Here is a 26,681-nt window from a genome sequence, read left to right on the forward strand (position 1 = left end):
CCTTAAGTTTCATTAGCCCAGGGATGAAAAGCAACGGCGGATTTAGCCGCATTCTTACGCCAGATATGCTAGCAGAAGGAAATGATTGTACTTGAGTTCAAAGCACGGGTAAAGCCTGACCAGGCTACCGCTATAGACGATGCTATCCGGACATCTCAGTTTGTCCGTAACAAAGCTGTGCGCTATTGGATGGATAGCCAAAAAGTCGGCAAATACGACCTTAGCAAGCTCTGCAAGGACTTGGCTGGGGAGTTTCCCTTTGCTAAGAAACTCAATTCCATGGCCCGTCAGGCTTCAGCAGAACGGGCCTGGAGTTCCATCAGTCGCTTCTATGAGCATGGCAAGAAGGGCATTAAGCCCGTAGGATTCCCCAAGTTCAAGAAGCATTCCCGCTCGGTGGAGTACAAAACCTCCGGCTGGAAACTACTGGGGCCGAAGCGCATCAAATTCACCGATGGCTTCGGGATTGGGGAATTGCGGTTGATCGGAACCTACGATCTGGCACGCTATGACGAATCCCTAATTAAGCGAGTTCGCCTCGTTCGTCGTGCCGATGGCTACTATGTTCAGTTCTGCATCCAGGTGAATGTTCAGGTGCAGAGTGAGCCGAGTCAAAAAGCTGTTGGCCTCGACCTCGGTTTGCGGTATTTTATCGCTGCCAGCGATGGCACTGTGGTGGAAACGCCGCAGTTCTATCGCCAGGCCGAAAAGCGGTTAAACAGAGCCAATCGGCAGAAGTCCAGAAAGTACCGTAAGGGGGCAAAACCACAGTCGAGGAACTATCACAAGGCCAGGAACCGGTACGCCCGGAAGCATTTAAGGGTAAGTAGGCAACGTAATGAGTGGGCGAAGAGCATCGCCTACTGCGTCATCCAATCTAACGATTTGGTTGCTTATGTTGGCGAAGCCTGCACGAAGTGCATAGATTTGAATGTGAAAGGGTTGGTTCGCAATCGGCATCTGGCTAAGTCGATTAGTGATGCGGGATGGTCAACGTTTCGCCGTTGGTTGGAGTATTTTGGCAGGAAATATGGGAAGGTAACGGTGGCCGTTCCTCCCCACTATACGAGCCAGGATTGCTCAAGCTGCGGCAAGCGGGTACATAAGGCACTCTCAGTCAGAACCCATCGCTGTCCGCATTGCGGCTATGAGGCTGACCGAGATGTGAATGCTGCCATCAACATCCTGCGCCTTGGACTCACTACCGTGGGGCACACGGGAAGTTATACGCTTGGGGAGATTGGGCCTCTGGCTGGGTTGGAGCAATCCTGCTGAGTTAAGTCCGGTCGATGAACCAAGAATCCCCGTCGCTTCAGCGCGGGGAGTGTCAAATTATTCTGGATGACTGGTATGCCTGGTTGACTGACAAAATTTAGTCAGGGTCATACCGGTATGTGCGTATGTTGAACTCGATTTGATAGGTGCGACGGTCGTGTTGTTTTCGAGAAGCCATAGCGGGTTCAGGGTCACGAGCCTGGGAAAAACAGACCGTCCTAATGAGCTGCCAACCCTGCTCCAAAGCGGTTTTGATCCAGTCCCAACCGATGGGATGTCTACTGAAGAGCGTGGCAAACATTGAGCTGATTTGCCTTCTACGCCTCTCTTTCGGGCAATGCACAGAGTAGACACCCATCGCTGGAATACGTTTTCTGGAAAAGCAAAAAACGAAAGTCAAAAAACAAGTCCTCTAATTAATACAGAGAGAGAGAATTAAAAAGTGGGGCTGGGCATCTTCCTCACGCTAAAAAGCTCGAATCCTACGCTCTAGAAATAGAGATCGTTACCGATGCAGTAGGTGGTAGAAGCCAGACGTGTATACTTGTATCGCTGTCTGGAGTATGTCACAAGTTTCGACATTTTACGGATCAAGAACAGGGCAACCCTGAACCGCTACCTCGACACCATCGGCCAATCTCACAAAACCCAATTCACCATTGCAGACATCCACGAACTCGCCAAACTCCAAGCGTTCCTTGGGGCAGACTTCGGTAGACATAGCCACAGCCAGTTTGCGGCTCTCAAACAACATGGATTAGTCGATCAGGCTTTCGCCAAATTCAGCATCAACGTCCAATTTTCCACCATCCAAACCATCCGGTACGACTACGGCCAAGAAACGCCGTTCGCGCAAGGTTGAGAACGGTACGGAAGAAGCCGCGATCGCCCAAGCCAAAACCGCCCAAGCCAAAACCGCCCAAGCCAAAACCGCCCAACTTCAAAAAGCCACCCACCAAGCCGAAATCGCCGCCGCTATCAAAACCGGGGTGCAAAAAACTAAAGCCCTGCGCGATCGCCAAACCCGCGCCGCTGCTGAAGATGAAGAGCGATCGCGTGCAGCCGAAATCATCTCCGGCGTTTTCCGAGGGATTAACGTTGGCTCATCAATCACCTCCTGACCCCCCAAACGAATCGAATAGGCAAACACCATGTAATACACCCAGAAAATATTTTCCCCCCGCATCAGCAGACTTTCGGTGATGTTGTACATGAAGAAAAACGTGAAAAACACCAACGGGCCAAAATCCTCCGGGGTATTGGTCACATAAATTCGCTTGATCGCCCGCATTAAAAACACCCCCAGACTAATCACAAAAAAGATCAGCCCCACCACCCCCACCTCCAAGAGCAGATCCACCACGCCATTATGAGCATGGGGCGGCGCATAGGTTCCAGAGAGGAGATTCACCGGCGGCGCACCCACCACCGCAATCCCTGCTTCGCCTGGGTAGATGGATTTTTTATCCCAAAACACGCCCCGTGCATAGCCCAGCCAGGGCCGTTGGGCCAAGCGCATAAAGGCATAGCCCCAAATATCTGTGCGGCCCGTGAGGGTGGGGTCACGCCCTAACCCGATCATAATCGCGTCCCAGTTACTAAAAAACACCGTTAACCCTGGCACCGATAGCCCAAAGATCACCGAAAAAATCATCACCATCACCAAGTTGCGCCATCGCAACGTCCGTAATAAAAACAGAGCAATCACCAACACAAAGAAAATAATCAGCCCGGATTTTGAGGTGGTCATCAAGGTGACGAAGAGCGACAGGCCTAAGCCAGCAGCGGCCCAAATGCGGTTATAGGTGGGGTCAAAGAGTAAGGGTAAATGGGCCGCCGCGCTCAGGGTCATCATTGTAGATAACTCGTTTTTTTGGGGATAGATGCCTTTCCAGGCCCCGGCAAATTTATCGTTGCGGTGTATCCCGGCGGGCATGGTAAAGGCCCAAAGGGTACTGAGGAGGGTGGCAACTTCGAGGCCCCAGGATAGGAGAATCACCTGTTTGCGCAAGGGAAAACGGCCCGCAATGTAGAGGGCGAAGGACATCATGTAGAGGATTTCGCGCACCTGGACATTGGTGGTTCCGGGCATTTCTGACCAGCCAAAGGAACAGAAGGAGATAGCATTCAGGATTAAGAGGGCAAGATCACCGCTGAGGACGTAGAGGGTCATTTGCCAGCGCAGCATCAGCATGATTACGGACATGAGAAAGACCCCATAGCGCACGAGGCTGTTTAATCCGCCACCGATAACTTCACTCAGGCTGCGGGTAAAAAATAAAATTCCGACGATCGCAAAGGTAGTTTCAGCAATTTCGATCGCTTTCTCACGGGTCAAGGAAATGCGCAACATATGACAATGAGGGGAAGTGCTCAGGAGAAAGTTTGTCCGATTCTAACCTGTTCGATCGCTGCTGACAGGGAGAACTAGGCGAGGGCGATCGCGCCAAAGCGTTAGAATGCGAGCAACGGATTGAGACTGTGGCCATGGGTTTTCAACTAAATGCACCCTTTGAACCGACGGGAGACCAACCGAGGGCGATCGCTGAACTCACCGCCTCCCTCACCCAGGGGCATCGTCTCCAAACCCTCCTGGGCGCAACGGGAACCGGCAAGACCCTGACCATGGCCCATGTGATCGCCAATCTGGGCCGCCCCACCTTAGTACTGGCCCACAACAAAACTCTAGCGGCGCAACTGTGCAACGAACTGCGGCAATTTTTCCCGGACCACGCGGTGGAATATTTCATCAGTTACTACGACTATTACCAACCCGAAGCCTATATTCCGGTCAGTGATACCTACATTGAAAAAAGCGCCTCGATTAATGAAGAAATTGATATGCTGCGCCACTCGGCGACGCGATCGCTCTTTGAACGGCGCGATGTGATCGTGGTCGCCTCGATTAGCTGCATCTATGGGTTGGGGATGCCCGCTGAATACCTCAAAGCCTCGATTCCCCTACGAGTGGGGGAAGAATTCGACCCGCGCCAACTGTTGCGGGCCCTGGTGACGGTGCAATATACCCGCAACGATGTGGAACTGAAGCGCGGTAACTTTCGCCTCCGGGGCGATGTGTTGGAAATTGTCCCCGCCTACGAAGATCGGATCATTCGCCTTGAATTTTTCGGGGATGAGGTGGATAGCATTCGGTATCTTGACCCGGTTTCGGGGGAGGTGTTGCAAAGTCTATCGGGGGTCAACATCTATCCGGCGCGGCACTTTGTCACCCCCACAGAGGCGATCGAGCGAGCCTGCCACGCTATTGAAACCGAACTCGCCGCCCAATTGGATCACCTTACCGCCGAAGCTAAACTCCTCGAAGCCCAACGCCTCAAACAGCGGACAAATTACGACCTGGAATTATTGCGGGAAGTGGGCTACTGCAATGGGGTGGAAAACTATTCGCGCCACCTGGCCGGACGGAATCCGGGTGATCCGCCGGAATGTTTGATCGATTATTTTCCCGATGATTGGCTGTTGATGATTGATGAATCCCATGTGACGGTTCCGCAGTTGCGGGGGATGTATAACGGCGACCAAGCGCGGAAAAAGGTATTGATTGATCATGGGTTTCGGCTGCCGAGTGCGGCGGACAATCGCCCCCTGAAGGCAGATGAGTTTTGGCAGAAGGTGGGGCAATGTGTGTTTGTGTCGGCCACGCCGGGGGATTGGGAGCTAGAGCAGTGTGAGGGGCGGATCGCAGAGCAAATTATCCGGCCGACGGGGGTGATTGACCCGGAAATTTTTGTGCGGCCGACCACGGGGCAAGTGGATGATCTGCTGGGTGAGATCTGCGATCGCGTCGATCGCCAGGAACGAGTGTTAATTACCACCCTGACAAAACGGATGGCGGAAGATCTGACGGAATATTTCCAAGAGCGATCGATCCGGGTGCGTTATTTGCACTCGGAAATTCAGTCCATTGAACGGATCGAGATTTTGCAAGGGTTGCGGGATGGGGAATTTGATGTGTTGATCGGGGTGAACCTGTTGCGGGAGGGGTTGGATCTGCCGGAGGTGTCCCTCGTGGCGATTATGGATGCGGACAAAGAAGGGTTTTTGCGGGCAGAGCGATCGCTGATCCAAACCATCGGCCGCGCCGCCCGTCACATTCGCGGCCAAGCGATTCTCTACGCCGACAACATCACCGGCAGCATGGATCGCGCCATTTCCGAAACCAACCGCCGCCGCACGATCCAGCAGGCCTACAACGAAAAACACAACATCACCCCCCAACCGATCGCGAAAAAATCCCAAACCAATTCGATCCTCAACTTCCTCAATATTTCCCGCCGCCTCAATGCCCAAGAACTCGCCCAGGTTTACAGCGCCCAGGACGAGATCAGCCTTGAACAACTCCCGGAGGTGATCCAACAATTAGAAGCTCAGATGCAAGACGCGGCGAAAAAAATGGAGTTTGAAGCAGCGGCGAAATATCGGGATCAGATTAAAGCCCTGCGCGATCGCCTCCTGGGGCGTTGACGGCATCTGTTAGGGACTCGGTACGATGAGATCGCGCCCAGTTCCTAGCCGTTGGACAAGCCCCTACACCATTTCAATCACCCCCATCATGCCCAGTTCTTCATGATCCAAAATGTGGCAATGGTAGACGGTGCGCCCCTTATAGGTGCGAAACGGAATCCGAATCCGGACGGTCTCCCCTGCCGCCACGAGCACCGTATCTTTCCAAGCGGGAGGGTTGAGGGGCTGGCCGTTGCGTTCGATCACCTGGAAGCGGTTGGTGTGGATGTGGAAGGGGTGATCCATGATGTCGATGTTTTGGATTAGCCAATCTTCCGTGGTGCCGACGGTAACGGTGGTGTGGACGGTATCCCCTTGGAAGGCTTGGCCATTGATTAAAAACGCCATGCCGTGACCGGGATTCATGCCGTGATGGAGGCGAAATTCGCGGGTTTGGCTCGGTTGGGGGAGGGGGTCAACGGGGATGAGGGAGGCGGGGAGGGTGAAGGGGGTGGGGGATGTGTCGGTGTAGGTGAGGGTGGCGAGAGTGGTGGCGGTTTGGGAACTTTGGGAACGGCGACCCATCATGCCCCTGCCCATCATCCCCATGCCCATACCGCCAGCGGTGCGTTGATAGGGTTCGTTGATCAGTGCATAGGTGCTGCGATCGCGATCGCCTTGGATCAACACATCTGCCCGCTCACCAGGGGCCAGCAAGAGCCGATCGAGGGGTTGGGGCTGGGCGAGACTGCCGCCGTCCGTGGCGATCAGGGTGAAGGGATGATCTTCTAGGCGCAGGTTGTAAAACTTGGAGGTGGCAGCGTTGACGATGCGGAGACGGAGCCAGCCTTGGGGCGCGATCGCAATATTCGGCTGTACATCCCCATTCACCGTATCGATCGCCCCTTCGCGGCCAATCATCTGCACACCATGGCGCGGCTGGGCAAAGCGATCCGCATTCTCAACGCCCGCCGGGTCAAAATCTTTCAAAAACAGAAACTCTTCCGGCAGGTCTGCCCCACTGTCGCGCAGCACCTCATCTAAATCCCCCCGCACGACGATTAACCCCCCCAACCCGGCAAAAATTTGCTGCGCCACATGGCCATGCAAATGGGGATGGTAATAGGCCAGGGTGGCGGGATGATCCGCCGGAATTTCAAACTCATAGGTGAAGGTGTCGCCAGGTTCGATGTGCCGAAAGACGTTATCAGCGGCTCCGGTGGGGGGAATATGCAAGCCGTGAAAATGGAGGTTGGTGGGGGCGGGTAGGCGGTTGGTGAAGGTGAGTTGGACGCGATCGCCCGGCTGCACCTCCAACCGTGGCCCCGGACTTTGGCCGTTATAACCCCAGATCGTCAGGGCTTGATTGCCGGTGTTCAGCCTGCCGGGTTCAGCGCTGAGATCAACGGCTAACCGTCCATTTTGACTCGTGAATACCGGGGGCGAGTTGAGTGATTTTACCGACACAGCGTTAACTGAGGGGGACGGGGCGGGGCGCGATCGCGCACATTGGCTCAAGAGCACTCCCCCCAAAACACTACCGCTGAGGGTGAAAAATTGTCGTCGCTGCATCGCTATTCTCTCCTAATCAAATCCAGATGTCCGGGGGAGGTTGTCCCTAGGAATCCTGGGGGTGTTCGGCAAATACTATCGGGTCTGCCTGATGGCGAAACCCATACACGGTATAGGGTTCGCGGATATCTCCCGCCTCCATTCCCGGAGAACCGAGGGGCATCCCAGGGGTGGCAATCCCTGCTAGATCGGGGCGTTCTGCTAACAGGCGAATCACATCATCGGCGGGGGTATGGCCTTCGATCACGTAGCCGGATGCGATCGCTGTATGGCAGGAGAGCAGATCATCCGGAACGCCATATTTGGCCTTAATCGCGTCCATATCTTCCGTGACGTTGTCCTCCACATCAAAGCCGCGCGATCGCATATGTTCTACCCAAGCACCGCAACACCCACAGGTCGGACTGCGATACGAAACGACGGTCACATTTTCCGGTGCTCTGGTGGCGGAACTCGTCGCATCAGCAAGCGTTGAAGAATTGGCGCAGGCGGTTAGTCCCAAACTGCCAATCACGAGGCAACCGATGAATAACCGGGTTGTCGCGGCGGTTAACGTTTGAATCATGGGTATCAATCCTGAAACTAGCAACAGAACAGCATGACGTGATCTGTAATCTCATTCAGATCGTAAACCCTCTAGTCAAGTGGAGGGTCAAGGGGGCCGAGAGAATCCGGTGAGATCCTTTGCCCTCCATTGCTATCCCCTTAACCGTCCATTTCTGCATCCATCGTTGTAGCTCTACCCAGTTAAGTTTTTGTCACGTTCAGCATCATCCCTTAACCCGCCTGATACACTGCCATCAGGTGTTTTTTCCTCTATCCGTCAACGGAGGCCATTTTTATCAATTTTTGGGTCTGATTTTAAAGTCTGGGGAAGGGTGCGATCGCCCTGGCCTCCCCCACCTCCTTTTTGTCGCTCCTGGAGAATCGTATGTCTAAGTCAGTTGAAGATTTGTTACAAGAAGTTCATGCCATTTTTCATGAGTTGGGGAATGACGTAGTGAACTTAGCGAATATTAACCGTTCTGATCTCATTGATAACTCAGGACTTCAAGTCTTGATTAAGAACTTTAGAGCGGTTTATGACGAAACAGCAGAACGTTTAAATTCTCCCACCTTGTCCATCGCCACACTAGGCACAACTTCAGCAGGAAAATCCACGATTGTTAATGCCCTGATTGGTCGTAAAGTTGCCCCCATTTTGAATGATGAGATGAGTGGCGGTGTTCTACGTCTCCAGGTAGCAAAACAATCAAAATTAATTATTAAAGGGGATGAGTCAAAAAACCAAAATTCCAAAAAGAAGCGCAGAAAGTCAAAAAAATCTGGACAGAAAAACCAAACGACTCATCCTTGGGAAGCGGGTGAGTGGATAGACTTAAGTGATGGGGAACTCTATGAACGGCTCAAATTTGTGATGAGTTCTTATCTTGAAACTCGAAGCACTGCAAACTGTCCAGCCCCTGATATTACTGTATTAGGAGAGCTTTTACCTGCAAATAATCGATTTTTATTGGGGCTTCCCTCTGGAATTGATATTGAATTTGTTGATTTACCGGGCTTAAAGTCTGTGAATGATGCGACAAATCTACGGGTTATTCAGTCCGAGTTCAAGAAATCCTGTTGTTTGGTTGCTTTAGACTATGGGCAAGTGGATGAGAAACATCGACAAGCACTTCTCAAAGAACTGCGAGACGTTGTGTATGGCATCATGGGCGTTTCTAATATTGAAAACTCCGATCAAGAAGCGAAAATTGCATCTATCATTTTTGTTTTAAATAAAGTTGATTTAAGAAATTCGGATGATCGCCCATTAGATGAGCAAATCGAGAAACTACAAAAAGAAATTAAAAAGGAACTATCTCTTAAAGAACTTCCGCAAATTATTCCATTCAGCGCACAACTACTCTATTATGCTCAATGCGCTTGGGGTGCAGGAAGTTTAGAAAAACCTTCTTCGATTAATCCACAACATCGCTTGGAATATTTGCGATCAATGTTTGATGATTGTATTAAAATTATCAAGCAAAAAAGACGCAGTAGTAGAGAGCTAAAATCATACTTCAGTGATATTGAAGACAACATTGAAAACGGTGAAGAGATCGATGATGAAACGATGAGGAAAATCCTTCAACATGCAATGGAATGGAGTGGAGGCCAGCAACTCTGGGATACATTAAGGCAGCGAATTGATGCATCCTTTGCTGAATTGGTTCTGTTGCCGACCTTACGGCCGTTGTTGCTCTCGTTGGATGTGTTACTCTCTCAAGTCAGTTTACAGATCAAAAACAGTATTCATGAAAAATCAGAGGAGATCAACAAGCTATTACAAGACTTAAATGATCGACAAAGTGAAATATCAACGCTGATAAAAAAAACACAACGCAATACTGAAGGGAGAGTACATGAAACAATCGAATCATTAAATTATACGGATTTAGTCATGGAACAAAACGAAGCAATAGACAACAGAAAAAGTGTTGTCAATTACAAAAAGCTAATAGCATCTGTGGCACAAGTTCGCGATGATCTCAATTGTGATGTAATTATTCCCGTTGAAGATGCATTAGGGAATAGCACTGCTGCTCATGATTTAGAGGATCAGTTAGAAGAAAATATTTCTTCATTCCATGCAAAGGAAATTGCCAGAGCATACGATAAGGTAGAAAAGATTCAGAAAGATTTTTCGCACAGAGCTGAATCTAGATGTTTTTATCAAAAGGTCAAAATGAATGATAAAAACGCTTGTCAGCAACTAGAGGAGGCAGAAAAACGCTACAGAAATTTGTGTGCTGTGATTCGTGATGCTCTTGTTAAGCAAGCAGAGTTAAGTATTCAGAAACAGTGTGAGTCACTGATTAAGACTGTTCAGGGATTTGCAAATGAGCAGAGTGACGATATTTTATCCAGTATTACTGAAATTTTTCCGGATTTAGAGAGTGTTCTCAGGACGGAATTTGAACAGGTAATTCAATCTAATCTTCCGCAATTACCTGAAAAATTCTTTGATCTATCTCCTCAGAGTATTAAGACTGCAACACAAACAAAGCAAGAGAAGGTTGGGCAAAAGACCGTACAAGAATCGTATACAAAGACTGTATTCTTTTTCTTTCAAGTCAAGAAAACCAGACCTGTCACCAAACCAGTGTATGAAGATATTGATTATCAAGAATTGGAGCTTCCTGATAATGATGCAATGGTTGATCAGTGGAGGGAAGGCATTGCAAACGGAGAGTCAGCGATCTGGGAAGTGTTTAGAGAATGGATTCAAAATCATTTACGCAACCTTAATCATGAGTTTACAGATGCAACAGATCGCGCCATCAACCTAAGCAAAAATTCAATTGAATCAAGAAAAAGAGTTAAAGAATATGAACTAGAAGAGTTCAAACAATACTGGCTGACGGTAGAGAAACGCAAAGAAAAATTAGCACAATGTCAGCAAAGATTACAACAACTTCTGCTAGGTGAATAAGAGAGAGTATGTCAGATCATTTTAAATATTTTTTAAGACTATGGGATAAGTTATATGAGAAACATAAAAATACAAATGTAATGAATGTCGATCAACTCATCGATCAACTCATCGAAGATTGGTTAAAAGAGTTCGGATTTGATCATCAAAAACAGCAACAAATATTTGACTATACAAAGTCATTTCGTGAAAATAGTGAAATTCAAAAATTTGCTCTTTCATTCTACAAAAGTCTTCTTTTAGCTACACACAAAAAGTTCTTTGGATTTCTTTCAGTAAAGTTACCTAATCCAAGAAATCTTATTCCTACACTTGAAAAAAACGTAGAAGATCTTAAAGAAGATTCTTTCAAAAATATCATAACTGATGCTATTAACAAAGAAAGCATGAACAGTCAAACCAAGTTACTTTTATTAATTGCATTTGCTCTAGCTTCCATTGGTATTGCAATTTATCTGCTTAACCAGAAACAGAACAGTGTGACAGGTAGGGGAAACACTGATCGAGAAGATAGCTATTCATCTTTACCTAAAACATCTAAAATCATTGTTTTCTTCGCATTAGATGCTGATCGCGCAGAAGAGACAAAAATTCTTGCCGACCTAGAAAATAAACGAATATCTCAAAACGTGATTAATTTTATGAGTCAAACCACTGACATCAAAACATTATGGCAAGGAAAAGAAGAAGACTATAATTCAAAGCTCAAAGAATGTTGGGACTGTCCATCGATCAAAGAAAAAGATCAATATGACATTTACTTAGTAAAAATGGAACTGGAATCTACTGAACCAGAATTTGAAGAAGGTTTGCCCGCATCTAGTTGGCGTAGGGCATTTAAAAGAATTTCAGATAACCATAATATCAAAATCGAAGTGTCAAAGCGAAAACCGAAAGAAGCCGTCAATAACCCCCATCTAAAAATCCCTAGATAGTCTTCATTTAGACTAGGAGTAAAAATCATGATTCCCGTTGCTTTAACTGCTTTATCGGCTAGTCCTGCCGTTGCTCTCGGCCTGGCTGGTGGTTCCCTTGTTCGTTATGGTAGTGTTGTTCGTCATGCGGCTGGCACTGCCCAAGGGGGGCAAATCGTCGCCCATTTATCCGAAGCCGCAGGACTTACCAGTAAACTAGCAACTTTAGCCGTAGCTCCACCCTTGGGAGCGGCACAACTCGCCATAGATGGCATTGGTCATGTTGCAACATTTAATAAGCTAGTCCGTATAGATAGCAAAATAACTGGCTTACAGCAAATTGCCGCTCAGATTTTAGGGGTTTCTCAAATTGCGGCCGGAGCGAGTGTTTTAGGGTTGGGGGTCAGTATTGCGGGCTTTGCTTACATGGGCTACAAACTGCACCAAGTCCAAAAATCCATTGGTCAACTGCAACAATCAATGGATGCGGGGTTTATTCGAGTCGAAGATCGTCTTGATCAACTCTCAATGCAACTGGGTTATATTCACTTGCTGGTTGTGGATAGCTTAGAACAACAAAAAAGGCAAAGTGTCGCCATTGCCAACCTCCATAAAGCCCTACTGATTAGCAAAATTGCCGATTTACAAGCAGAACTAGATAGCCTCAAACGCTTTCCGGATGATTCCCCCAAAGCTGCCCTAAAAGTTGCCGCATCCGCACGAGTATTTCTCGCCGCCCAAGCCACCCAAGCCCAACTTGAAGCAGAACCCAATACATTAATGCTCGTGGATGTTGCAACCCAAGGTTGGGCAGTGGCCACCGCCACCGAAGCGCAATTATTACTCAAACATGGATTAATTCAAGACGCTCAAGACGTTTTGCGTCAAACCGTCCCCCAACTGCAACAACACGCGGCAAACTGGGCCGGAAAACTCCTGAGTGATGAACGTCCCGAACTCAACACCGCCCAACGTTTCGCCACACCTCTGTTTAAACCTCACATCACCGCCGAACGAGTCGATCGCATCGTGCGAATTTCCCCCAGCGATCAAAATTTGTCCGCCGATCGCGCCTATCAAAAACGCACCAATGCTCAAGTTGAAGTAGAAATGGGCCGGACAAAACCGATGCTTACTCAACAATGGCAATATCGTCAGATCGCCCTAGCCGAATATTTAGACACCCTCAGCGAACTCACAGCCCGATTAGATAGCCTTCTGGCCTTTGCAGACCTGTGCGCCGCCCAAAACGTCAAAAACAGCACCCAACTCTTACCCCCCGCCGACGCTAAACCGGGGCTGTATTTACTCCCGGCATATTAAACTTCATAATCACCATGAATCCGACCCACATCCAAAAACACCAAAACGATAACGGCACGATCGTTCTTCCCCAAACGATTGATTTTCCCAGCGATCGCGTCTATGTCAAACATCTTAGTAATGCCCTGATTCTCATTCCTGCTGATAATCCCTGGCAAATTCTTTTCGATAGCCTTGAGCAATTTTCGGAAGATTGTTTTGAAAACTTTGATGTCGATCGCAACAAGTTTGTCCCCGATCAACGAGAGAAACTATTTCCATGAAATATCTCCTCGATACCAACATCTGTAGCTACATCATCAATAATAAACCGCCCCAAGTTACTCAACATTTTCAGCAATGTAGCTTCGGTGATATTGGAATTTCTAGTATTACCGTTGCTGAACTGAACTACGGCATTGCTAAAAGTAAACAGCGCGATCGAAATCGCTTTGCCCTGGAACAGTTCCTCGCCCCTCTAACCATTCTCCCCTTTGAGCGTGCTGCCAGCGATCGATATGGTGAACTGAGGCAATATCTTGAACACATTGGACAACCCATTGGCCCGATGGATATGCTCATCGCAGCCCATGCACTGAGTCTTGACGCAATCATTATCACGAATAATGTCCGGGAATTTCAGCGTGTTCCCGACCTTGTTGTTGAAAACTGGGTTTGACGTACTCCCCCGCATAAATGACGGGGGATTCTGGGTTCAGACAGCAATTGCAGGCGTAGCCCGTCTTATCTTGCCTAGCCCAATGGACAACGCCCTGCCCATACGGTGCTCACCCCGGAATTTTACTTCGCGCTAGCGAACGCTTTTATTGTATCACCACCGAATCAATTCGGTTATTCGCTTATATCCCCCGAATAAAATTCAGGGGGCTTTACGCATCACGCTCGTAATTTAGTTGACTCGCCTTTGCAGACCTGTGTGAAGCCCAAAACGTCAAAAACAGCACCCAACTCTTACCCCCCGCCGACGCTAAACCGGGGCTGTATTTGCTGCCTGCCACGGCATAGGAACAGAGGGCGCGATCGCACCACCCCAACTTTAACCCTCCTCCGCATCCATGATCGCCTGACTGTCGAGCATTAAGAGGGTGCGAAGTTGGTCGGTGTCGAGGGTGGTGAGCCATTGTTCACCGGCATCGACGGTTTGTTCCGCCAGTTGTTTTTTGCTTTCGATGATGTCGTTGATCCGCTCTTCGAGGGTTCCGGTGCAGACGAATTTATGGACTTGGACGTTGCGCTGTTGACCGATGCGGAAGGCGCGATCGGTGGCTTGGTTTTCCACGGCGGGATTCCACCAGCGGTCAACGTGGAAGACATGGTTAGCGCGGGTGAGGTTTAAGCCCGTCCCCCCGGCTTTGAGGGAGAGGAGGAAGATTTGCGGGCCGTTGGTGTCGCTTTGGAAGCGATCGATCATTTCTTGGCGTTGGGCGCGGGGGGTGGAGCCGTAGAGAAAGAGGACTTCGGTGTCGAGATGGCGGCTGAGGTAGGCTTGCAGGAGTTTGCCCCATTCGGCGAATTGGGTGAAGATCAAGGCGCGATCGCCCTCGGCAACGACTTCCTCTAACATCGCATGGAGGCGCAACAGTTTCCCCGATCGCATCCCGGTGATCAGCCCTTTTTCGCCCAAATATTGCGAGGGGTGATTGCACACTTGTTTGAGGCGCGTTAACAGCGTCAAGATCAAGCCATGACGCTGAATCCCTTTGGCCGCTTCGATATTTTCTAACGAGGTATCAACAAGAGTTTGATAGAGTTGAGCCTGTTCGGCGGACAGACCACAATAGACCGTCATTTCCTGCTTTTCGGGCAGGTCTTGGATGATGGTTTTGTCGGTTTTGAGGCGGCGGAGGATGAAGGGCCGCACCAGGGAGCGGAGGATTTGGAGGGAGTTGCGATCGCCGTACTTCTCGATCGGCGTGGCAAACCGTTTTTGGAAAAACTGCTGATCGCCCAAGAAATTGGGATTGAGAAAATCGAGAATAGACCACAATTCCGTGAGGCGATTTTCTACCGGCGTTCCGGTTAAGGCAATGCGAAACCCGGCCTTGAGGTGGCGCACCGCTTGGGACTGCTTCGCCTGGGCATTTTTGACATTTTGGGCCTCATCCAACACCACCCCCGACCATTTCACCTGCTCCAGGGTTTTCACATCCCGATACACCAGGGAATAACTGGTCAGCACCAAGTCTTTCTTTTGCACCGTGAGGACGAAGGGTTTACCTTTTTGGCGTTTTTCGCCGTGATGCACCCAAGTGGAGAGGGTGGGGGCAAATTTTTGAATTTCCCGCTCCCAATTGCTCAACACCGAGGTCGGACAAACCACCAGGGTGGGCTGATTGAGGGCTTCGGTTTCTTTTAAATGGAGGACAAAGGCAATCAATTGCAGGGTTTTCCCCAAGCCCATATCGTCGGCTAAACAGGCCCCAAGGCTCCATTGTTCCAGGAACGCCAGCCAACTCATGCCGCGAATTTGGTAGGGGCGGAGTGTGCCGTTGAATTGTTCCGGTTGGGGCAGAGATGCGATCGCGGTATTGTCCACCAACGCCGCGATCAACTCCTTCAACTTCCCAGTGGCGGTAAAACTGACCACGGGCAACTTCGCCAACAGTTGCGCTTCTCCGGTACTAAACCGCAGGGCATCTTCCACGGTCAGGTCTAAATTTGTGTCGGAATCAACACTCAGGATCGCTTGGGCCGCCCGCACATCCGCCGGTTGGAGGGCGAGCCATTCCCCGTTCACTTCCACGAGGGGCGATCGCTGATCGAGCAATTGCTCAAACTCTTCCGGGGAGACAGTTTGCTCCCCGATCGCCAATTCCAAACTGTAGATCAACGCAGTTTTTAACCCCAAGCGTTCGCCGCGTTTGCTGCGCACTTTGGCGGTGATTTTGATTCCCAAGCGTTTCTCCCCCGCCCCCGGTGCGAGGCCCGGCGGCAGCAGCACCGTCACCCCCATGTCCTGGAGTTGCTGCACCCGTGCCCGTACCAATTCGTAGGCTTCAATCGGGTTGAGCAAACAGCGCACCGGCTTGGCATCGGTGAGGCTGGCGCGGATCGGGTCGTAGACTTTGGCCGCTAGTCCGAGGCCGCGCAAGAGGGTTTCTTGGGGATCTTCGAGGACTTGATCCTGCACCGTAAGCTGATCAACGGGGTTTTTCCAGATCGTCTCGGCATCGATCGCACAGTCCACAGCATGGATTGAGCAAAGGGTGTAGTTCAGTTTCCAATCCGTCTGTCCCCAGGCCATTTCGCCGGGGGTGGGGGGGATGAGGTCGAGGCAAAGGCGGAATTGATTTTGGTTGAGTTTTTCCGTGGCGGGGGTGGCGATCGCATCTTGCACGGGCGATCGCCAGGTGGTCAGCACCGTATCCAAGCGTCGCAGGGCTTCGGGAGTCGTTTCCACCTTAGCCTGTTCCGGTTGTGCCAAGGCGTGCAGCCAGGGTTGCGCCAAGCTCTCCCGCTGGCCCGACGGCGCAAACGACACCCAAGGCCGAATCTGGGCATCCACCACATAACTTAAAAAATTCAGCACCACCGTTTGGGCATCAATCCAGGGGTCTTTGCGTTTTGGCTTCGCCCAGAGGGTTTGTTCCGTGGCATAGGCGCGACACAGACCCGGCATCGCCTTCGCAAACATCGTCAACCGAGCCTGATCCACCGCACTATCGAGCAACGGATACCACCCCGCTGTTTGATCCAACACCCCCGGCAACACCTTGCCCCGCGCCAACAAATCCAAACTCCAGCGGTACAGATGAGACCAAAACCGCAGAGCATCGCCCAACGAGGCTTTCCGCACCTGAAACGAGTTGAGGGGGAGATGGCGCAGGAAGATAGCCGCCTCAGCAGCGGGGAGCTTCACACCCTCCACTTGCCACCAATGCAGGGGTAACTTGCCAATATCGCTAATGTCTTGCTCATCTCCCGACAGCACCGGCAACAGTTCGGAGGAGTCCGACCGCGAACGGCGACGGGCAGAGGGGCGATCGCCTCGACTCGGCAGCGCAAAAATTTCCCGACAGATCAGCAGATCCGTTGTTAACTCAGCGGGCCAAAAGGAGCGCGATCGCACATAATCCTGTAATTTCGGGCCCGACATTGCCGCCGGATGGGTCGCCACCTCCACCGGAGCTTCTGTCCGCGTGGGAGCCGCCAAACGCCAGGTTTCCCCCCATAGAAAGAAATAACTCTCCGAAGGCTTGCAAATCCAACTCCCATGTAAAATTGCCATCGTTGCTGTTGCCAGTCGTTTTCTAAGGTATTGCGGAAGATTACCAACCCCTGTGCCATTGTCTCAGAGCGAGACTAAAGTGCTAGGATTGCCTACAGAAGAAGGAAATATGAAGTAAGAAAGGACAAGCACACAAGATGCAAGAATTTAACAAGTCGATATCCTTCGATGGACGGGATATTCGGCTCCAGACTGGACTACTTGCTCCGCAGGCTGGTGGCTCAGTACTGATTCAATCTGGAGAAACCGCAGTTTTAGTCACCGCAACACGTTCTACCGGTCGGGAAGGTATTGACTTTCTCCCCCTCTTGGTTGATTACGAAGAAAGACTCTATGCTGCGGGTCGGATTCCAGGGGGATTTCTGCGCCGAGAAGGCAGACCGCCCGAAAAAGTAACCTTGACGAGCCGTTTAATTGACCGTCCGCTGCGTCCCCTATTTCCCCAGTGGCTCCGAGATGATATTCAAATCGTCGCCACCACCCTCTCAATGGATGAGCAAGTTCCGCCGGATATTTTGGCGGTGACGGGTGCATCCGTTGCTGTCATCTTGGCACAAATCCCGTTTTGTGGCCCAATGGCAGCCGTGCGAGTCGGGCTTGTAGGGGATGATTTTATCATTAACCCGACATTTAAAGAAATTGCCGAAGGCGATCTCGATTTAGTTGTGGCCGGAACCCCGGACGGCGTTGTCATGGTGGAAGCCGGAGCCAACCAACTCCCCGAACAAGACATCATCGAAGCGATCGAATTTGGCTATGAAGCCGTGCAAGATCTGATCGCGGCCCAACGGGAATTAATGGCGGATTTAGGGTTGGAATTAGTCCAAGCCGAAGCCCCGGTCACCGATCCTGCCCTGGCTGACTTTGTCGCAAAACAGGCGACGAAAGGGATTGAAGGCGTGTTGCGTCAGTTTGACCTCGACAAACCTGCCCGCGATGAAGCCCTTGACGCGATTAAAGCCGCCGAAGTGGTGGAAAAAATTGCCACCTTGGCCGAGGATGACCCGGTGCGCGTGGCGGCTGAAGCCGATGGGAAAGCGGTGGGCAAAGTGTTTAAAGCCCTCACCAAAACCTTAATGCGGCAGCAGATTGTCAAAGATGGCGTGCGGGTCGATGGCCGCAAACTCGATGAAGTGCGGCCGATCAGTTGCCAAGTGGGCGTGTTGCCCGCACGGGTGCATGGGTCGGGTCTGTTCCAACGGGGGTTGACGCAGGTGTTGTCCCTGGCAACCTTGGGGACACCCAACGATGCCCAAGATATGGATGATCTCCATCCGGATACCGAGAAATATTATCTGCACCATTACAACTTCCCCCCCTATTCTGTGGGTGAGACGCGGCCGATGCGATCGCCCGGTCGCCGGGAAGTGGGTCATGGGGCGCTGGCGGAGCGGGCGATTTTGCCGGTCTTGCCCTCCCGCGATGATTTCCCCTATGTGCTTCGGGTCGTCTCGGAGGTGCTGTCCTCCAACGGGTCTACCTCCATGGGTTCCGTCTGTGGCTCGACGCTCGCCCTGATGGATGCCGGTGTGCCGATCACCAAACCCGTGAGCGGGACAGCGATGGGGTTGATCAAAGAAGGGGATGAAGTGCGCGTCCTGACGGATATTCAAGGCATTGAAGATTTCCTAGGGGACATGGACTTCAAAGTAGCCGGGACGGAGAACGGCATCACCGCCCTGCAAATGGACATGAAAATCACCGGTCTGTCCATGGATGTGATTAAACAAGCCGTGGAACAGGCCCAAGCCGGACGGCTCCATATCCTCGAAAAAATGCTGGCGGTGATTGATACCCCCCGTGCCGAACTCTCCCCCTACGCGCCGCGCCTCCTGTCGATCAAGATTGATCCTGACCTGATCGGGTTGGTGATTGGGCCAGGGGGCAAGATGATCAAGGGCATCACGGAACAAAGTGGAGCCAAGATTGATATTGCCGATGATGGCAATGTCACGATCTACTGTAATGATCCCGAAGGCGCAGCGATGGCCAAGCGGATTATTGAAGGGATGACTCGCAAGCTCCACGAAGGCGAAGTCTATTTCGGCAAAGTGACCCGGATCATCCAAATCGGGGCGTTTGTGGAAATCTTGCCGGGGAAAGAGGGAATGATTCACATTTCTCAACTGGCGGACTATCGCGTCGGCAAAGTCGAAGATGAAGTGGCCGTGGGCGATGAAGTGGTGGTGAAGGTGCGCGAAATTGATTCGCGGGGCCGGATCAACCTGACGCGTCTGGGGATTCATCCCGATGAAGCGGCTGAAGCACGGGCAGCGGCGGGCTAAATCGGCCCATCTGTTGGCATGACTTCACCATGGCCGATGTGAGTAAAAAAGCAAGGGGCGATCGCTTCTTGCTTTTTTGTGATCGAGGCAGCGATCGCACCTCCTGAACAATCTGAAGCCTTCCCCCCTGGGGGGGTATTCTCTAATGCCTTACCAGATCAGGCGTTGTCTCTATACCCCCTCTTGAGTCCACCGAAAGAAACGTGCTATCTTAATGAGGTAAAGATTTATAACACCCCCCTAAATCGTTGTTTGAACTCACTTGGTTCTTTCTTGGTGTTGACTTGGATGCGCCTCACACCACCCCCGTCAAACAAAGCCGCTGGCAAGCCTTTGGCTGGGCCTGTTTCCTCGTTTCAGTGCCTGTGTTTGTCCAAGCGCCTTTAGTCCGTTGGTTTCCGGTGCTCAGCTTGTTGTTAACGGGAGGGCTGTGGGTGTTGGCCTGGTGGCTGTCCGCTCGGTATCCGCAACAGTGGTGGGGCGACCTCGTACAGGGGTTTAGTTGGAGTTGGCTGGCGGGATCGCTGTATTGGGGGTGGTGGCGCAGTGAACCGTTGATGCATCTACCCATTGAAGCGATCGCGCTCCCGATTGCGATCTGGGGCATCCGTCACGGTTGGGGCAAGATTGGCCATAGCTTCTACCTCGGTTCCCTCGTCGGCACCGCGATCACCGATGGCTACTTCTACCTCACGGACTTGATCCCCTATTGGCGGCAGGCCATCGATGCCCCCCCGGAAAGCATTTCGATCATCCTGCGCGAAGCCGTGGCCAAGATGGAAACCCCCTGGGGGCTGGGCTGCGCTCTGCTGTTGATTGGTTTACTGCTGGCGTTGGGCTGTGTGCCCTTGAAACGCCCTTCCCTCGCCGCCTGGGTGTTTAGTGGTGCAGTCTTGAGTACCCTCGTGGTGGATGGCTTGTTTTGGGCTTCGGTGTATTTTGTCCTCTAGGACGGGCGCGATCGCCCCTTGGCCAACCTGGACATTCCCCCATTCGATTAAACACACCCTTCGATGTAGCCCACTTCCGGTAAGCGACCGGCCCGGATCATCGTGACGGTTCCGGTGTCATCAGTTTCAAAAATGACCCGGTAATCCTGACTGGCTTCCTCTTGGGGGACAAAAATTAAATACTCGCCACTGGGGACATATTCGTGGGGTTCGCTTTCAATTTGGCCTGGGTACAGGTTGCGAATCCTCTCGGCGCTGTCACCCACCTGAGCGCCGCTGAGGGTTGTCATCCCGGCGGCGAGGACTTCCACCCGTGCGATCGTGCCGTCTGTCACCATGACGGAAACATCCTCAAACCCCTCAATGGTGTAGTACAAGCAACCGTATTCCTCGCCGCCGCTGGCTCTTTGGGCGAAGCTTTGGCCGGTCGCCGCTTCGGCAGCGGCGATCGTCATCCCAACTTGGACAGGGCCGAGGCCAGTGGTGGTGATTTTGGTGTTGGCGGTGACGGGGGTGGTGCTGGGTTCGGGGTTGACGGCGGTTTGGGGGGCTTGGGGAATGGTTGGTTCGGGGGAGGGTGCTGCGGTGGGACTGGCGGGGTCTGGGGCGGAGTCGGTGGGGGCCGCGTTGGGGGTGGCTGGACTACAGGCCATGCCACTGAAGAGCAAAACGGCAAAACTGAGGGTGAGGGTTCGGCGGGGATTTAACATGGGACTCCTGGACGATCGCACGGCTGAGGGTTGCTCAACGCTGGGCTTGAATGTCTTGATCTTACGGGAGGGGCTGGCAAGATGGGCAGGAAATGGGGTCAATTCTTGGGCTGGGCTGTGTCGGAGGGGTGCGATCGCCCGCGAGTCTGGGCCGGGATCTCGTGATCCGCGTGACAGATCGAAAAAGTGGCAGGGCGCAGGGCTGATCCGTGGGTTTGCATCGCTTAGGGGATGAACCGGGGGCAGCGTTTGACGAGGGAGAGGGGGACGCGATCGCGCTCGACGGCATAGACCACAGGACAGCGGGGGAAAATTTGGGGCAGTTTTAAATAGGGCATGGCGATGTAGTAATTGGGGGGAACGCCCCGGTTGCCATAGTCGAGGTCAGTTTTGAGGTCGAGGAGGGTGAGATCCGGGCGGGCGAACATTTGGGCGATGTAGTCAGGCCCGCCGAGGGCGAGGGTGGCACCGGGGGCGGCATGGGCATTGACCCAGGCGATCGCTTCGCGGAGACTCACCCCCCAATAGTCCGTTTCGTAGAACCCATGGGCCGCCGGGAGACCGCCAGAAATGCGGTTGAAATAGACATATTGATGGGGATGGAGGGTTAGCATCGTGACGGCGATCGCACTCATGGCCACCGTTACCGCACTCAGGGCCACAAACCGCTGCCATTGCCCCACCAATTGCTGATAACTCCAGATCAAGCCCGTTGCCGCCAGCACCGCCAACCCCGGCACGAGGAAAAAGAATTGTCGCCAGCCGTGGTAGAGGGGGGTTTGATGGGCGATCGCCCAGGCCGGCACGAGGATCAACGGCAACACCACCATCACCGCAACCGCCCGTTGCCGATCCGTGAGCCGTCGAACATTGACCCCCAAAAAAATCACCCCCAACCCAGCGCTCACCTGCCACAGGAGCGGGGTCGTCTGCCAAATCCACACCGGCAGATAGTTCCAGGGCACAGCGGCGGCGGGCATGAACTCCCCCGCAAACAGCACTTGCCCCGGCCAGGCCGGTCGCGCCACCCGCAGCAGCGCCGAACCGAGCCAGCGCAGGGGATCAGACCAGGATGCCGGATGCAGCAGGAGGGTGGCGATCGCCCACATCATCCCGCTCACGCCATAAAAGGGCCAAAACCGGGTCACCATCCGCCCCCAGCCCCGCACCACCCCTTGGGTAATGGGGACTAACACCAACAGCACCACGCCCCCCATCCCCGTACTACAGACCACCCCGACCCCAACCCCATACAATGCCGCCTGCATCATCATCGGATACCAGCTTAGGGTCGGGGGTTGGGCATCCAATCGCTGGGACTCAGCGACCCAAGCCGCCCCGGCCACTGTGGCGATCGCAAACAGGGCCGCAAAGGGCATATCCTGCGGATTAAAAAAACCATGGGCCCAAAACCGAGGCATCAACGCCAACACCACCGGGCCAAACCAGGCATAGTCCAACCCCGTCAACATTGCCACCAGCGCCGCCACCGCTCCATAGGCCAAGAGGGTGACGAGGAACGTGAGGAGATGTTTCACCTGAATGCGGCGATAGATGGCTTGGGCGATCGCTCGTTCTTCCGCCTTGGATGCGATCGTGTCCCCATCGAAATCCACCCCCGCCCACGGCTTCCCCTCCCACCCATGCCGCACCACTTCCGTCAGCTGATACACCGCCTCCGCTATGCCATCAAAGCCCACCCCGTCATACTGAAACTCCGGCGGAATTTCACGCCCCAACCCGACCCACGCCGCGTTATATTTCACCGTGGCAATTTCCGCCCCCTCATCCCACGACACCCCATAATCCCCCACCGTCCCCACCCCAATCCCCCCCAACAGCAGCACGATTGTGGCGAGTTTCAACAGGGGCGCGATCGGGCTGGGGGTTAACGGTGCAGGAGGGGTCAAGGTTTGGGCCAAGCTCAACAGAGCGATTTTACCAGGGAAGGGCAGGATGTCTGAAAGCCCTGTCTCTTGAGAGCAGGGATGAAAGACGACTCGTGCAAATTTATTCGCCTACCGTCTTTAACCAATGTTTTTCCTTGTTGATTCATGGTTTTTGCGCTATAAGAATTAGCGTAAATTTATCGATCCTGATGCTAGTTTTTGAGTTTAGAGCCTGAGTACAGGATAAAAAATCAGGCTTTGGCTGAAACCCTGATGATTTCGTAGTTGGGTGGAACAATAGCAACACTCAACACGCTCCCTAAAAATCCATAGTCTGTTGTAGTGCGGGCATTTTGCCCGCTGGGATCAGACAAAATAGGGAGCAGGATGCTCCCACCCCATCAAAATCAAGATGCCGCCGTACATTTCAACTTTTGTCCTGTACTCAGGTTTAGAGCCTACGGAAAGCCCGAACAGTTCGCAGCTATTGATGAAGCGATTCGTACCGTGCAGTTTATTCGGAATAAGTGCATCCGCTTATGGATGGACAACCCGAAAACTAATAAGTATGACTTGATTAAAGTTGGCGCGGTGCGTAGTTGCATCTAACGATGTCATAGTCTATGAAGATTTGAGGATTAAGAATCTAGTTAAAAATCATTGTCTGGCAAAGTCAATTAATGACGCTGGTTGGTATCAATTTCGAGTGTCAAGATATACCGCCAAGAACTAAAGTTCTTGGCTCATAGCTCAAACCCGTTAAAACGGGTTATGAATGATTGGGGTGATGGTTTTGCGGGGGGTGGAGGGCCAACGGGGCGCGATCGCGTGGCTATCTACACCGTAATAGGTCGCCGCTTGGAGCATCTTCAACTGGAGCCACTCGCAGTGCTCCGAAACAGCGATCGCCTCTGGCCGTTGGCCCTCCACCCCCAAGGCCTGCCGCACCGATGTCGCCACCGCCCGCGCCAACAGGGGCGGCACTGAATTGCCAATCTGGCGGAACCCGTGCCACTTGGTGACATGGAAACGGAACCAATCCGGGTAGGAATGGAGGCGGGCGGCTTCGCGGACGGTGATACAGCGGGGGGTGCGGTAATGGATCGGGCGGGGTGAGGTAAAAGAACCGCGACTGCTGGGCGTGCCAGCGCGGAGGGTGTTACAAATGCCGTCGGGATGGAGGCGGAGAAAGCGGCTAACCGGGTCAAGGCGACCGGGGGGGGTGGCGGCGAAGCGAGCGATGGTGGTGGGGGTGTGGCGGGTGCGGATGCTGGCGGTGAGGGTGTGGGGATGATAAATCCGGGGCGCGGCGTAGTTATCGGGGTCAGGGGTGAAGCCTCGGAGTTGGGCTGCGTAGGGGCTAGGGGAACCAAAGTCCGCCGCGACAGCATCCTGCTTCCAGAGGGTTTCATATTGGTTCACTTCGGGCAGATCGGCGATCGCATCGGCCACCGTTGGCCCTGGGGGTAAGGCGATCGCTCCGTCGCTCCGGGTTGCCGGGCGGGTCGTGGGGGTGGGATAGGCCAGGGGCGGGCAGTCGTGCCGATAGCCCAAGAGAAACAGACGTTGACGATGTTGGGGCACACCAAAATCCGCCGCGTTCAGGGTTTGGTACGGGGTGACGACGTGATAGCCCTGGGCGTTAAAGTCCGCCACAATTTGCCCCAGGAGGGATTGCGATCGCTGAAACGCCAACCCCGCCACATTCTCCATCACAAAATACTTAGGCCGTAACTCCCCCACCACCCGGCCAAACTGCCGCACCAACTGATTACGCGGATCATGCTGTTGCCGCTTGCCAATAATCGAAAACCCCTGACAGGGCGGCCCCCCAAACACCACATCAATATCCTGATGCCCCAGGCGTGAGTTGGCCCGCAGTTGCGCCCCCGTTACTGCGCTCACACTCTGGCAAAACAGGGCAGTCTGGGGAAAGTTAAATTGATGCACCGCGCAATGGATCGGGTCTAGTTCTACCGCCGCCAATACCGCAAAACCAGCCTGTTCAAACCCCAAGGCCAAACCGCCGACCCCCGCAAATAAGTCCACCGCAATGGGTTGTTTTCGCTCGCTCACAATCCGGTTTTGTGTCGTTTTCCTGGTTCACTGTAGAGTACAGATATCCCTGTTTTGAGATTCTGGCGGCAATATTTAAGAATTAGGGATGGTTGTTTTGAGACATGGGCAATGAGTGATCTGTACTATCACATTTTGGGGCTACAACCGGGGGCGACAGCGGCTGAAATTAAACAGGCCTATCGCACCTTGGCGAAGCAATGGCATCCCGATCGCTTTTTAGACCAGCCCGAACAGCAAAAACGGGCGGCGGCTCGCTTCCAAGAAATTCACACCGCCTATGAATTCCTCAAGGATGCGACCCCAGACCCCGCCCCGCCTTCCCCAACGCCGACCCCAATGCCGCAGGTGGCGGTCAAACCCGCCAACGCTAGTTTTTACTATCAACTGGCGCTCACGGCAATTCATCAGGGGAGCGATCGCGATGCCGTCGAACACCTCACCCATGCGATTCACCTCGATCCCCATTACCAAGCGGCCTATCAATGCCGTGCCTTTCTCCATGAAAAACTCGGCTTTGCCCGACGAGCGGAGGCGGATTTTCGCAAGGCGGCGGAATTAAAAGTGGCGGCGGCCTATGCCCAATCGGAGCCGATCCCCGCGCCCGACCCATCACCCCCCACGCCCGACCCATCACCCCCCGCGCCCGACCCATCGCCCCCGTTGATCCAAAGCCCCCACCCGATTACCGCCCTCGCCCTCGATCCGACGGGGCAACGGTTGCTTCTCGCCCAAGGGCCGGGGGAGGTGTCCCTGTGGGATGGGGCGACGGGGGCCTTGGGCGATCGCTTCACGCCCGAATCACGCCCAGTGCAGCAGGTGTTGTGGCATCCCCACGCGGAACAGTGGGTGACGGTGAGCCAAGCACAGGGGGCTAAATTGTGGGGGCGATCCGCCGATGCCGGGCCGCTAACCTTGCGCTGGCATCAGGATGGGGTGCTGAGTGCGGCCTTTAGTCCGGATGGCCAGTCATTGATTGTGGGACGAACCGATCGCACGGTGCAACTGTGGCAGCTTTCGCCCCGTCGCTGTCGAACAATTAGCGGCTATCGGGCGGCGGTGGCGGCGATCGCCACCTCTCCCACCTCGACCCTCTTCGCCACGGGTGGCCTAGAACCCCAGATCCGGATTCGGGACTATCACACGGGCAAGCTGCGGCGATCGCTGCGCAGTAATGGCGGGGTGCTCTGTTTGGTCTATAGTCCCACGGGGCAATACCTAGCGGCGGGGGGCTACAATGCGATCGCGCAACTCTGGAATCTCGCCGAATCAGCACAACCCCGCCAATTAATCGCCCATCAATCCCGGATTACGGCGATCGCCTTTAGTCCCGACCATCTGCACATTGCGACAGGGGGCTGGGATCGCACGATTTACCTCTGGACTCTCACCACGGGAGATGCGATCGCCACTTTCACCGGCCACAGTGACGTTATTTCCGGCCTCGCCTTCCACCCCAACGGCTCCACCCTCTATAGCAGCAGTTGGGACGGCACGGTGCGAACCTGGTCTCTCTAGGG

General features: G+C 53.1%; 18 protein-coding genes and 1 pseudogene. 12 read left to right on the top strand and 7 right to left on the bottom strand.

From position 1 onward, the window contains the following. The first annotated feature begins 81 nt into the window (after nt 1–81). Nucleotides 82–1,275, top strand: a complete 1,194-nt coding sequence (locus tag SPI6313_RS05450) for an RNA-guided endonuclease InsQ/TnpB family protein (RefSeq protein WP_139276552.1) — start codon at nt 82–84, stop codon at nt 1,273–1,275. Nucleotides 1,276–1,819: 544 nt separating this feature from the next. Then, nucleotides 1,820–2,137 (top strand): hypothetical protein, encoded by a 318-nt coding sequence (locus tag SPI6313_RS23370; protein WP_072620089.1) that lies wholly within the window; start codon nt 1,820–1,822, stop codon nt 2,135–2,137. A 78-nt stretch (nt 2,138–2,215) separates the two neighbouring features. Here the strand turns inward: SPI6313_RS23370 and SPI6313_RS05460 are convergent, their stop codons facing one another. Then, nucleotides 2,216–3,628, bottom strand: a complete 1,413-nt coding sequence (locus SPI6313_RS05460) for an O-antigen ligase family protein (RefSeq protein WP_072620090.1) — start codon at nt 3,626–3,628, stop codon at nt 2,216–2,218. A 134-nt stretch (nt 3,629–3,762) separates the two neighbouring features. On the opposite strand from SPI6313_RS05460, the gene uvrB reads away from it, so the two are divergent. Next, complete coding sequence (gene uvrB / locus SPI6313_RS05465) at nt 3,763–5,760, top strand: excinuclease ABC subunit UvrB (protein ID WP_072620091.1); 1,998 nt, start codon at nt 3,763–3,765, stop codon at nt 5,758–5,760. Between the two features lie 63 nt (nt 5,761–5,823). On the opposite strand, the gene SPI6313_RS05470 is transcribed toward uvrB, so the two are convergent. Both SPI6313_RS05470 and SPI6313_RS05475 read right to left on the bottom strand, forming a co-directional pair. Next, the gene (locus tag SPI6313_RS05470; RefSeq protein ID WP_072620092.1) at nt 5,824–7,311 is read right to left on the bottom strand and encodes a multicopper oxidase family protein; all 1,488 of its coding nucleotides are present in this window, start codon (nt 7,309–7,311) and stop codon (nt 5,824–5,826) included. A gap of 46 nt (nt 7,312–7,357) precedes the next feature. Further along, nucleotides 7,358–7,876: a DUF411 domain-containing protein gene (locus tag SPI6313_RS05475; RefSeq protein ID WP_072620093.1), complete on the bottom strand. Its 519-nt coding sequence runs from the start codon at nt 7,874–7,876 to the stop codon at nt 7,358–7,360. Nucleotides 7,877–8,242: 366 nt separating this feature from the next. Here SPI6313_RS05475 and SPI6313_RS05480 point away from each other — a divergent pair, with 366 nt between their 5' ends. Genes SPI6313_RS05480 through vapC form a run of 5 tightly spaced genes read left to right on the top strand, consistent with a single transcriptional unit; the run spans nt 8,243 to nt 13,681 of the window. Beyond that, on the top strand, nt 8,243–10,786 hold the full coding sequence (locus tag SPI6313_RS05480; RefSeq protein WP_072620094.1) for a dynamin family protein: 2,544 nt from the start codon (nt 8,243–8,245) through the stop codon (nt 10,784–10,786). 8 nt (nt 10,787–10,794) lie between these two features. Continuing rightward, nucleotides 10,795–11,721, top strand: a complete 927-nt coding sequence (locus tag SPI6313_RS05485) for a hypothetical protein (RefSeq protein ID WP_072620095.1) — start codon at nt 10,795–10,797, stop codon at nt 11,719–11,721. A 27-nt stretch (nt 11,722–11,748) separates the two neighbouring features. Further along, on the top strand, nt 11,749–13,023 hold the full coding sequence (locus SPI6313_RS05490) for a hypothetical protein (protein WP_139276554.1): 1,275 nt from the start codon (nt 11,749–11,751) through the stop codon (nt 13,021–13,023). 14 nt (nt 13,024–13,037) lie between these two features. Next, complete coding sequence (locus SPI6313_RS05495) at nt 13,038–13,286, top strand: antitoxin (protein WP_072620096.1); 249 nt, start codon at nt 13,038–13,040, stop codon at nt 13,284–13,286. Beyond that, on the top strand, nt 13,283–13,681 hold the full coding sequence (gene vapC / locus SPI6313_RS05500; RefSeq protein ID WP_072620097.1) for a type II toxin-antitoxin system tRNA(fMet)-specific endonuclease VapC: 399 nt from the start codon (nt 13,283–13,285) through the stop codon (nt 13,679–13,681). The genes SPI6313_RS05495 and vapC overlap by 4 nt, the downstream gene beginning before the upstream one ends. A gap of 378 nt (nt 13,682–14,059) precedes the next feature. Here the strand turns inward: vapC and SPI6313_RS05505 are convergent, their stop codons facing one another. Then, complete coding sequence (locus SPI6313_RS05505; protein WP_072620098.1) at nt 14,060–17,251, bottom strand: DEAD/DEAH box helicase; 3,192 nt, start codon at nt 17,249–17,251, stop codon at nt 14,060–14,062. 137 nt (nt 17,252–17,388) lie between these two features. On the opposite strand from SPI6313_RS05505, the gene SPI6313_RS05510 reads away from it, so the two are divergent. Further along, entirely contained in the window at nt 17,389–19,536 is a 2,148-nt protein-coding gene (locus SPI6313_RS05510; protein ID WP_072620099.1) for a polyribonucleotide nucleotidyltransferase, read from the top strand. Nucleotides 19,537–19,820: 284 nt separating this feature from the next. After that, on the top strand, nt 19,821–20,486 hold the full coding sequence (locus SPI6313_RS05515; RefSeq protein ID WP_072623010.1) for a DUF3120 domain-containing protein: 666 nt from the start codon (nt 19,821–19,823) through the stop codon (nt 20,484–20,486). Nucleotides 20,487–20,533: 47 nt separating this feature from the next. On the opposite strand, the gene SPI6313_RS05520 is transcribed toward SPI6313_RS05515, so the two are convergent. Then, entirely contained in the window at nt 20,534–21,196 is a 663-nt protein-coding gene (locus tag SPI6313_RS05520; RefSeq protein WP_084668904.1) for a hypothetical protein, read from the bottom strand. A gap of 224 nt (nt 21,197–21,420) precedes the next feature. After that, nucleotides 21,421–23,106: a hypothetical protein gene (locus tag SPI6313_RS05525; RefSeq protein ID WP_139276556.1), complete on the bottom strand. Its 1,686-nt coding sequence runs from the start codon at nt 23,104–23,106 to the stop codon at nt 21,421–21,423. A gap of 556 nt (nt 23,107–23,662) precedes the next feature. On the opposite strand from SPI6313_RS05525, the pseudogene SPI6313_RS25005 reads away from it, so the two are divergent. Further along, nucleotides 23,663–23,791 (top strand): annotated as a pseudogene (locus SPI6313_RS25005) (RNA-guided endonuclease TnpB family protein); the annotation flags it as partial. Between the two features lie 53 nt (nt 23,792–23,844). Here SPI6313_RS25005 and SPI6313_RS05535 read toward each other — a convergent pair. Continuing rightward, nucleotides 23,845–25,161 carry a DNA cytosine methyltransferase gene (locus SPI6313_RS05535; protein WP_139276558.1) on the bottom strand — a complete coding sequence of 439 codons (1,317 nt, stop codon included), beginning with the start codon at nt 25,159–25,161 and terminating at the stop codon, nt 23,845–23,847. Between the two features lie 111 nt (nt 25,162–25,272). Between SPI6313_RS05535 and SPI6313_RS05540 the strand changes: the two genes are divergently transcribed. Then, the gene (locus SPI6313_RS05540; protein WP_072620102.1) at nt 25,273–26,679 is read left to right on the top strand and encodes a DnaJ domain-containing protein; all 1,407 of its coding nucleotides are present in this window, start codon (nt 25,273–25,275) and stop codon (nt 26,677–26,679) included. The last annotated feature ends 2 nt before the right edge of the window (nt 26,680–26,681 follow it).

Origin of the sequence: Spirulina major PCC 6313 (assembly GCF_001890765.1) — a bacterium.
GTDB lineage: Bacteria > Cyanobacteriota > Cyanobacteriia > Cyanobacteriales > Spirulinaceae > Spirulina > Spirulina major.

What these genes read in the sequence shown, in the direction of transcription:
- SPI6313_RS05450 (WP_139276552.1), top strand. Translation starts at nt 82, where the DNA reads ATGATTGTACTTGAGTTCAAAGCACGGGTAAAGCCTGACCAGGCTACC.
- SPI6313_RS05460 (WP_072620090.1), bottom strand. Translation starts at nt 3,628, where the DNA reads ATGTTGCGCATTTCCTTGACCCGTGAGAAAGCGATCGAAATTGCTGAA.
- uvrB (WP_072620091.1), top strand. Translation starts at nt 3,763, where the DNA reads ATGGGTTTTCAACTAAATGCACCCTTTGAACCGACGGGAGACCAACCG.
- SPI6313_RS05470 (WP_072620092.1), bottom strand. Translation starts at nt 7,311, where the DNA reads ATGCAGCGACGACAATTTTTCACCCTCAGCGGTAGTGTTTTGGGGGGA.
- SPI6313_RS05475 (WP_072620093.1), bottom strand. Translation starts at nt 7,876, where the DNA reads ATGATTCAAACGTTAACCGCCGCGACAACCCGGTTATTCATCGGTTGC.
- SPI6313_RS05480 (WP_072620094.1), top strand. Translation starts at nt 8,243, where the DNA reads ATGTCTAAGTCAGTTGAAGATTTGTTACAAGAAGTTCATGCCATTTTT.
- SPI6313_RS05485 (WP_072620095.1), top strand. Translation starts at nt 10,795, where the DNA reads ATGTCAGATCATTTTAAATATTTTTTAAGACTATGGGATAAGTTATAT.
- SPI6313_RS05490 (WP_139276554.1), top strand. Translation starts at nt 11,749, where the DNA reads ATGATTCCCGTTGCTTTAACTGCTTTATCGGCTAGTCCTGCCGTTGCT.
- SPI6313_RS05495 (WP_072620096.1), top strand. Translation starts at nt 13,038, where the DNA reads ATGAATCCGACCCACATCCAAAAACACCAAAACGATAACGGCACGATC.
- vapC (WP_072620097.1), top strand. Translation starts at nt 13,283, where the DNA reads ATGAAATATCTCCTCGATACCAACATCTGTAGCTACATCATCAATAAT.
- SPI6313_RS05505 (WP_072620098.1), bottom strand. Translation starts at nt 17,251, where the DNA reads ATGGCAATTTTACATGGGAGTTGGATTTGCAAGCCTTCGGAGAGTTAT.
- SPI6313_RS05510 (WP_072620099.1), top strand. Translation starts at nt 17,389, where the DNA reads ATGCAAGAATTTAACAAGTCGATATCCTTCGATGGACGGGATATTCGG.
- SPI6313_RS05520 (WP_084668904.1), bottom strand. Translation starts at nt 21,196, where the DNA reads ATGTTAAATCCCCGCCGAACCCTCACCCTCAGTTTTGCCGTTTTGCTC.
- SPI6313_RS05540 (WP_072620102.1), top strand. Translation starts at nt 25,273, where the DNA reads ATGAGTGATCTGTACTATCACATTTTGGGGCTACAACCGGGGGCGACA.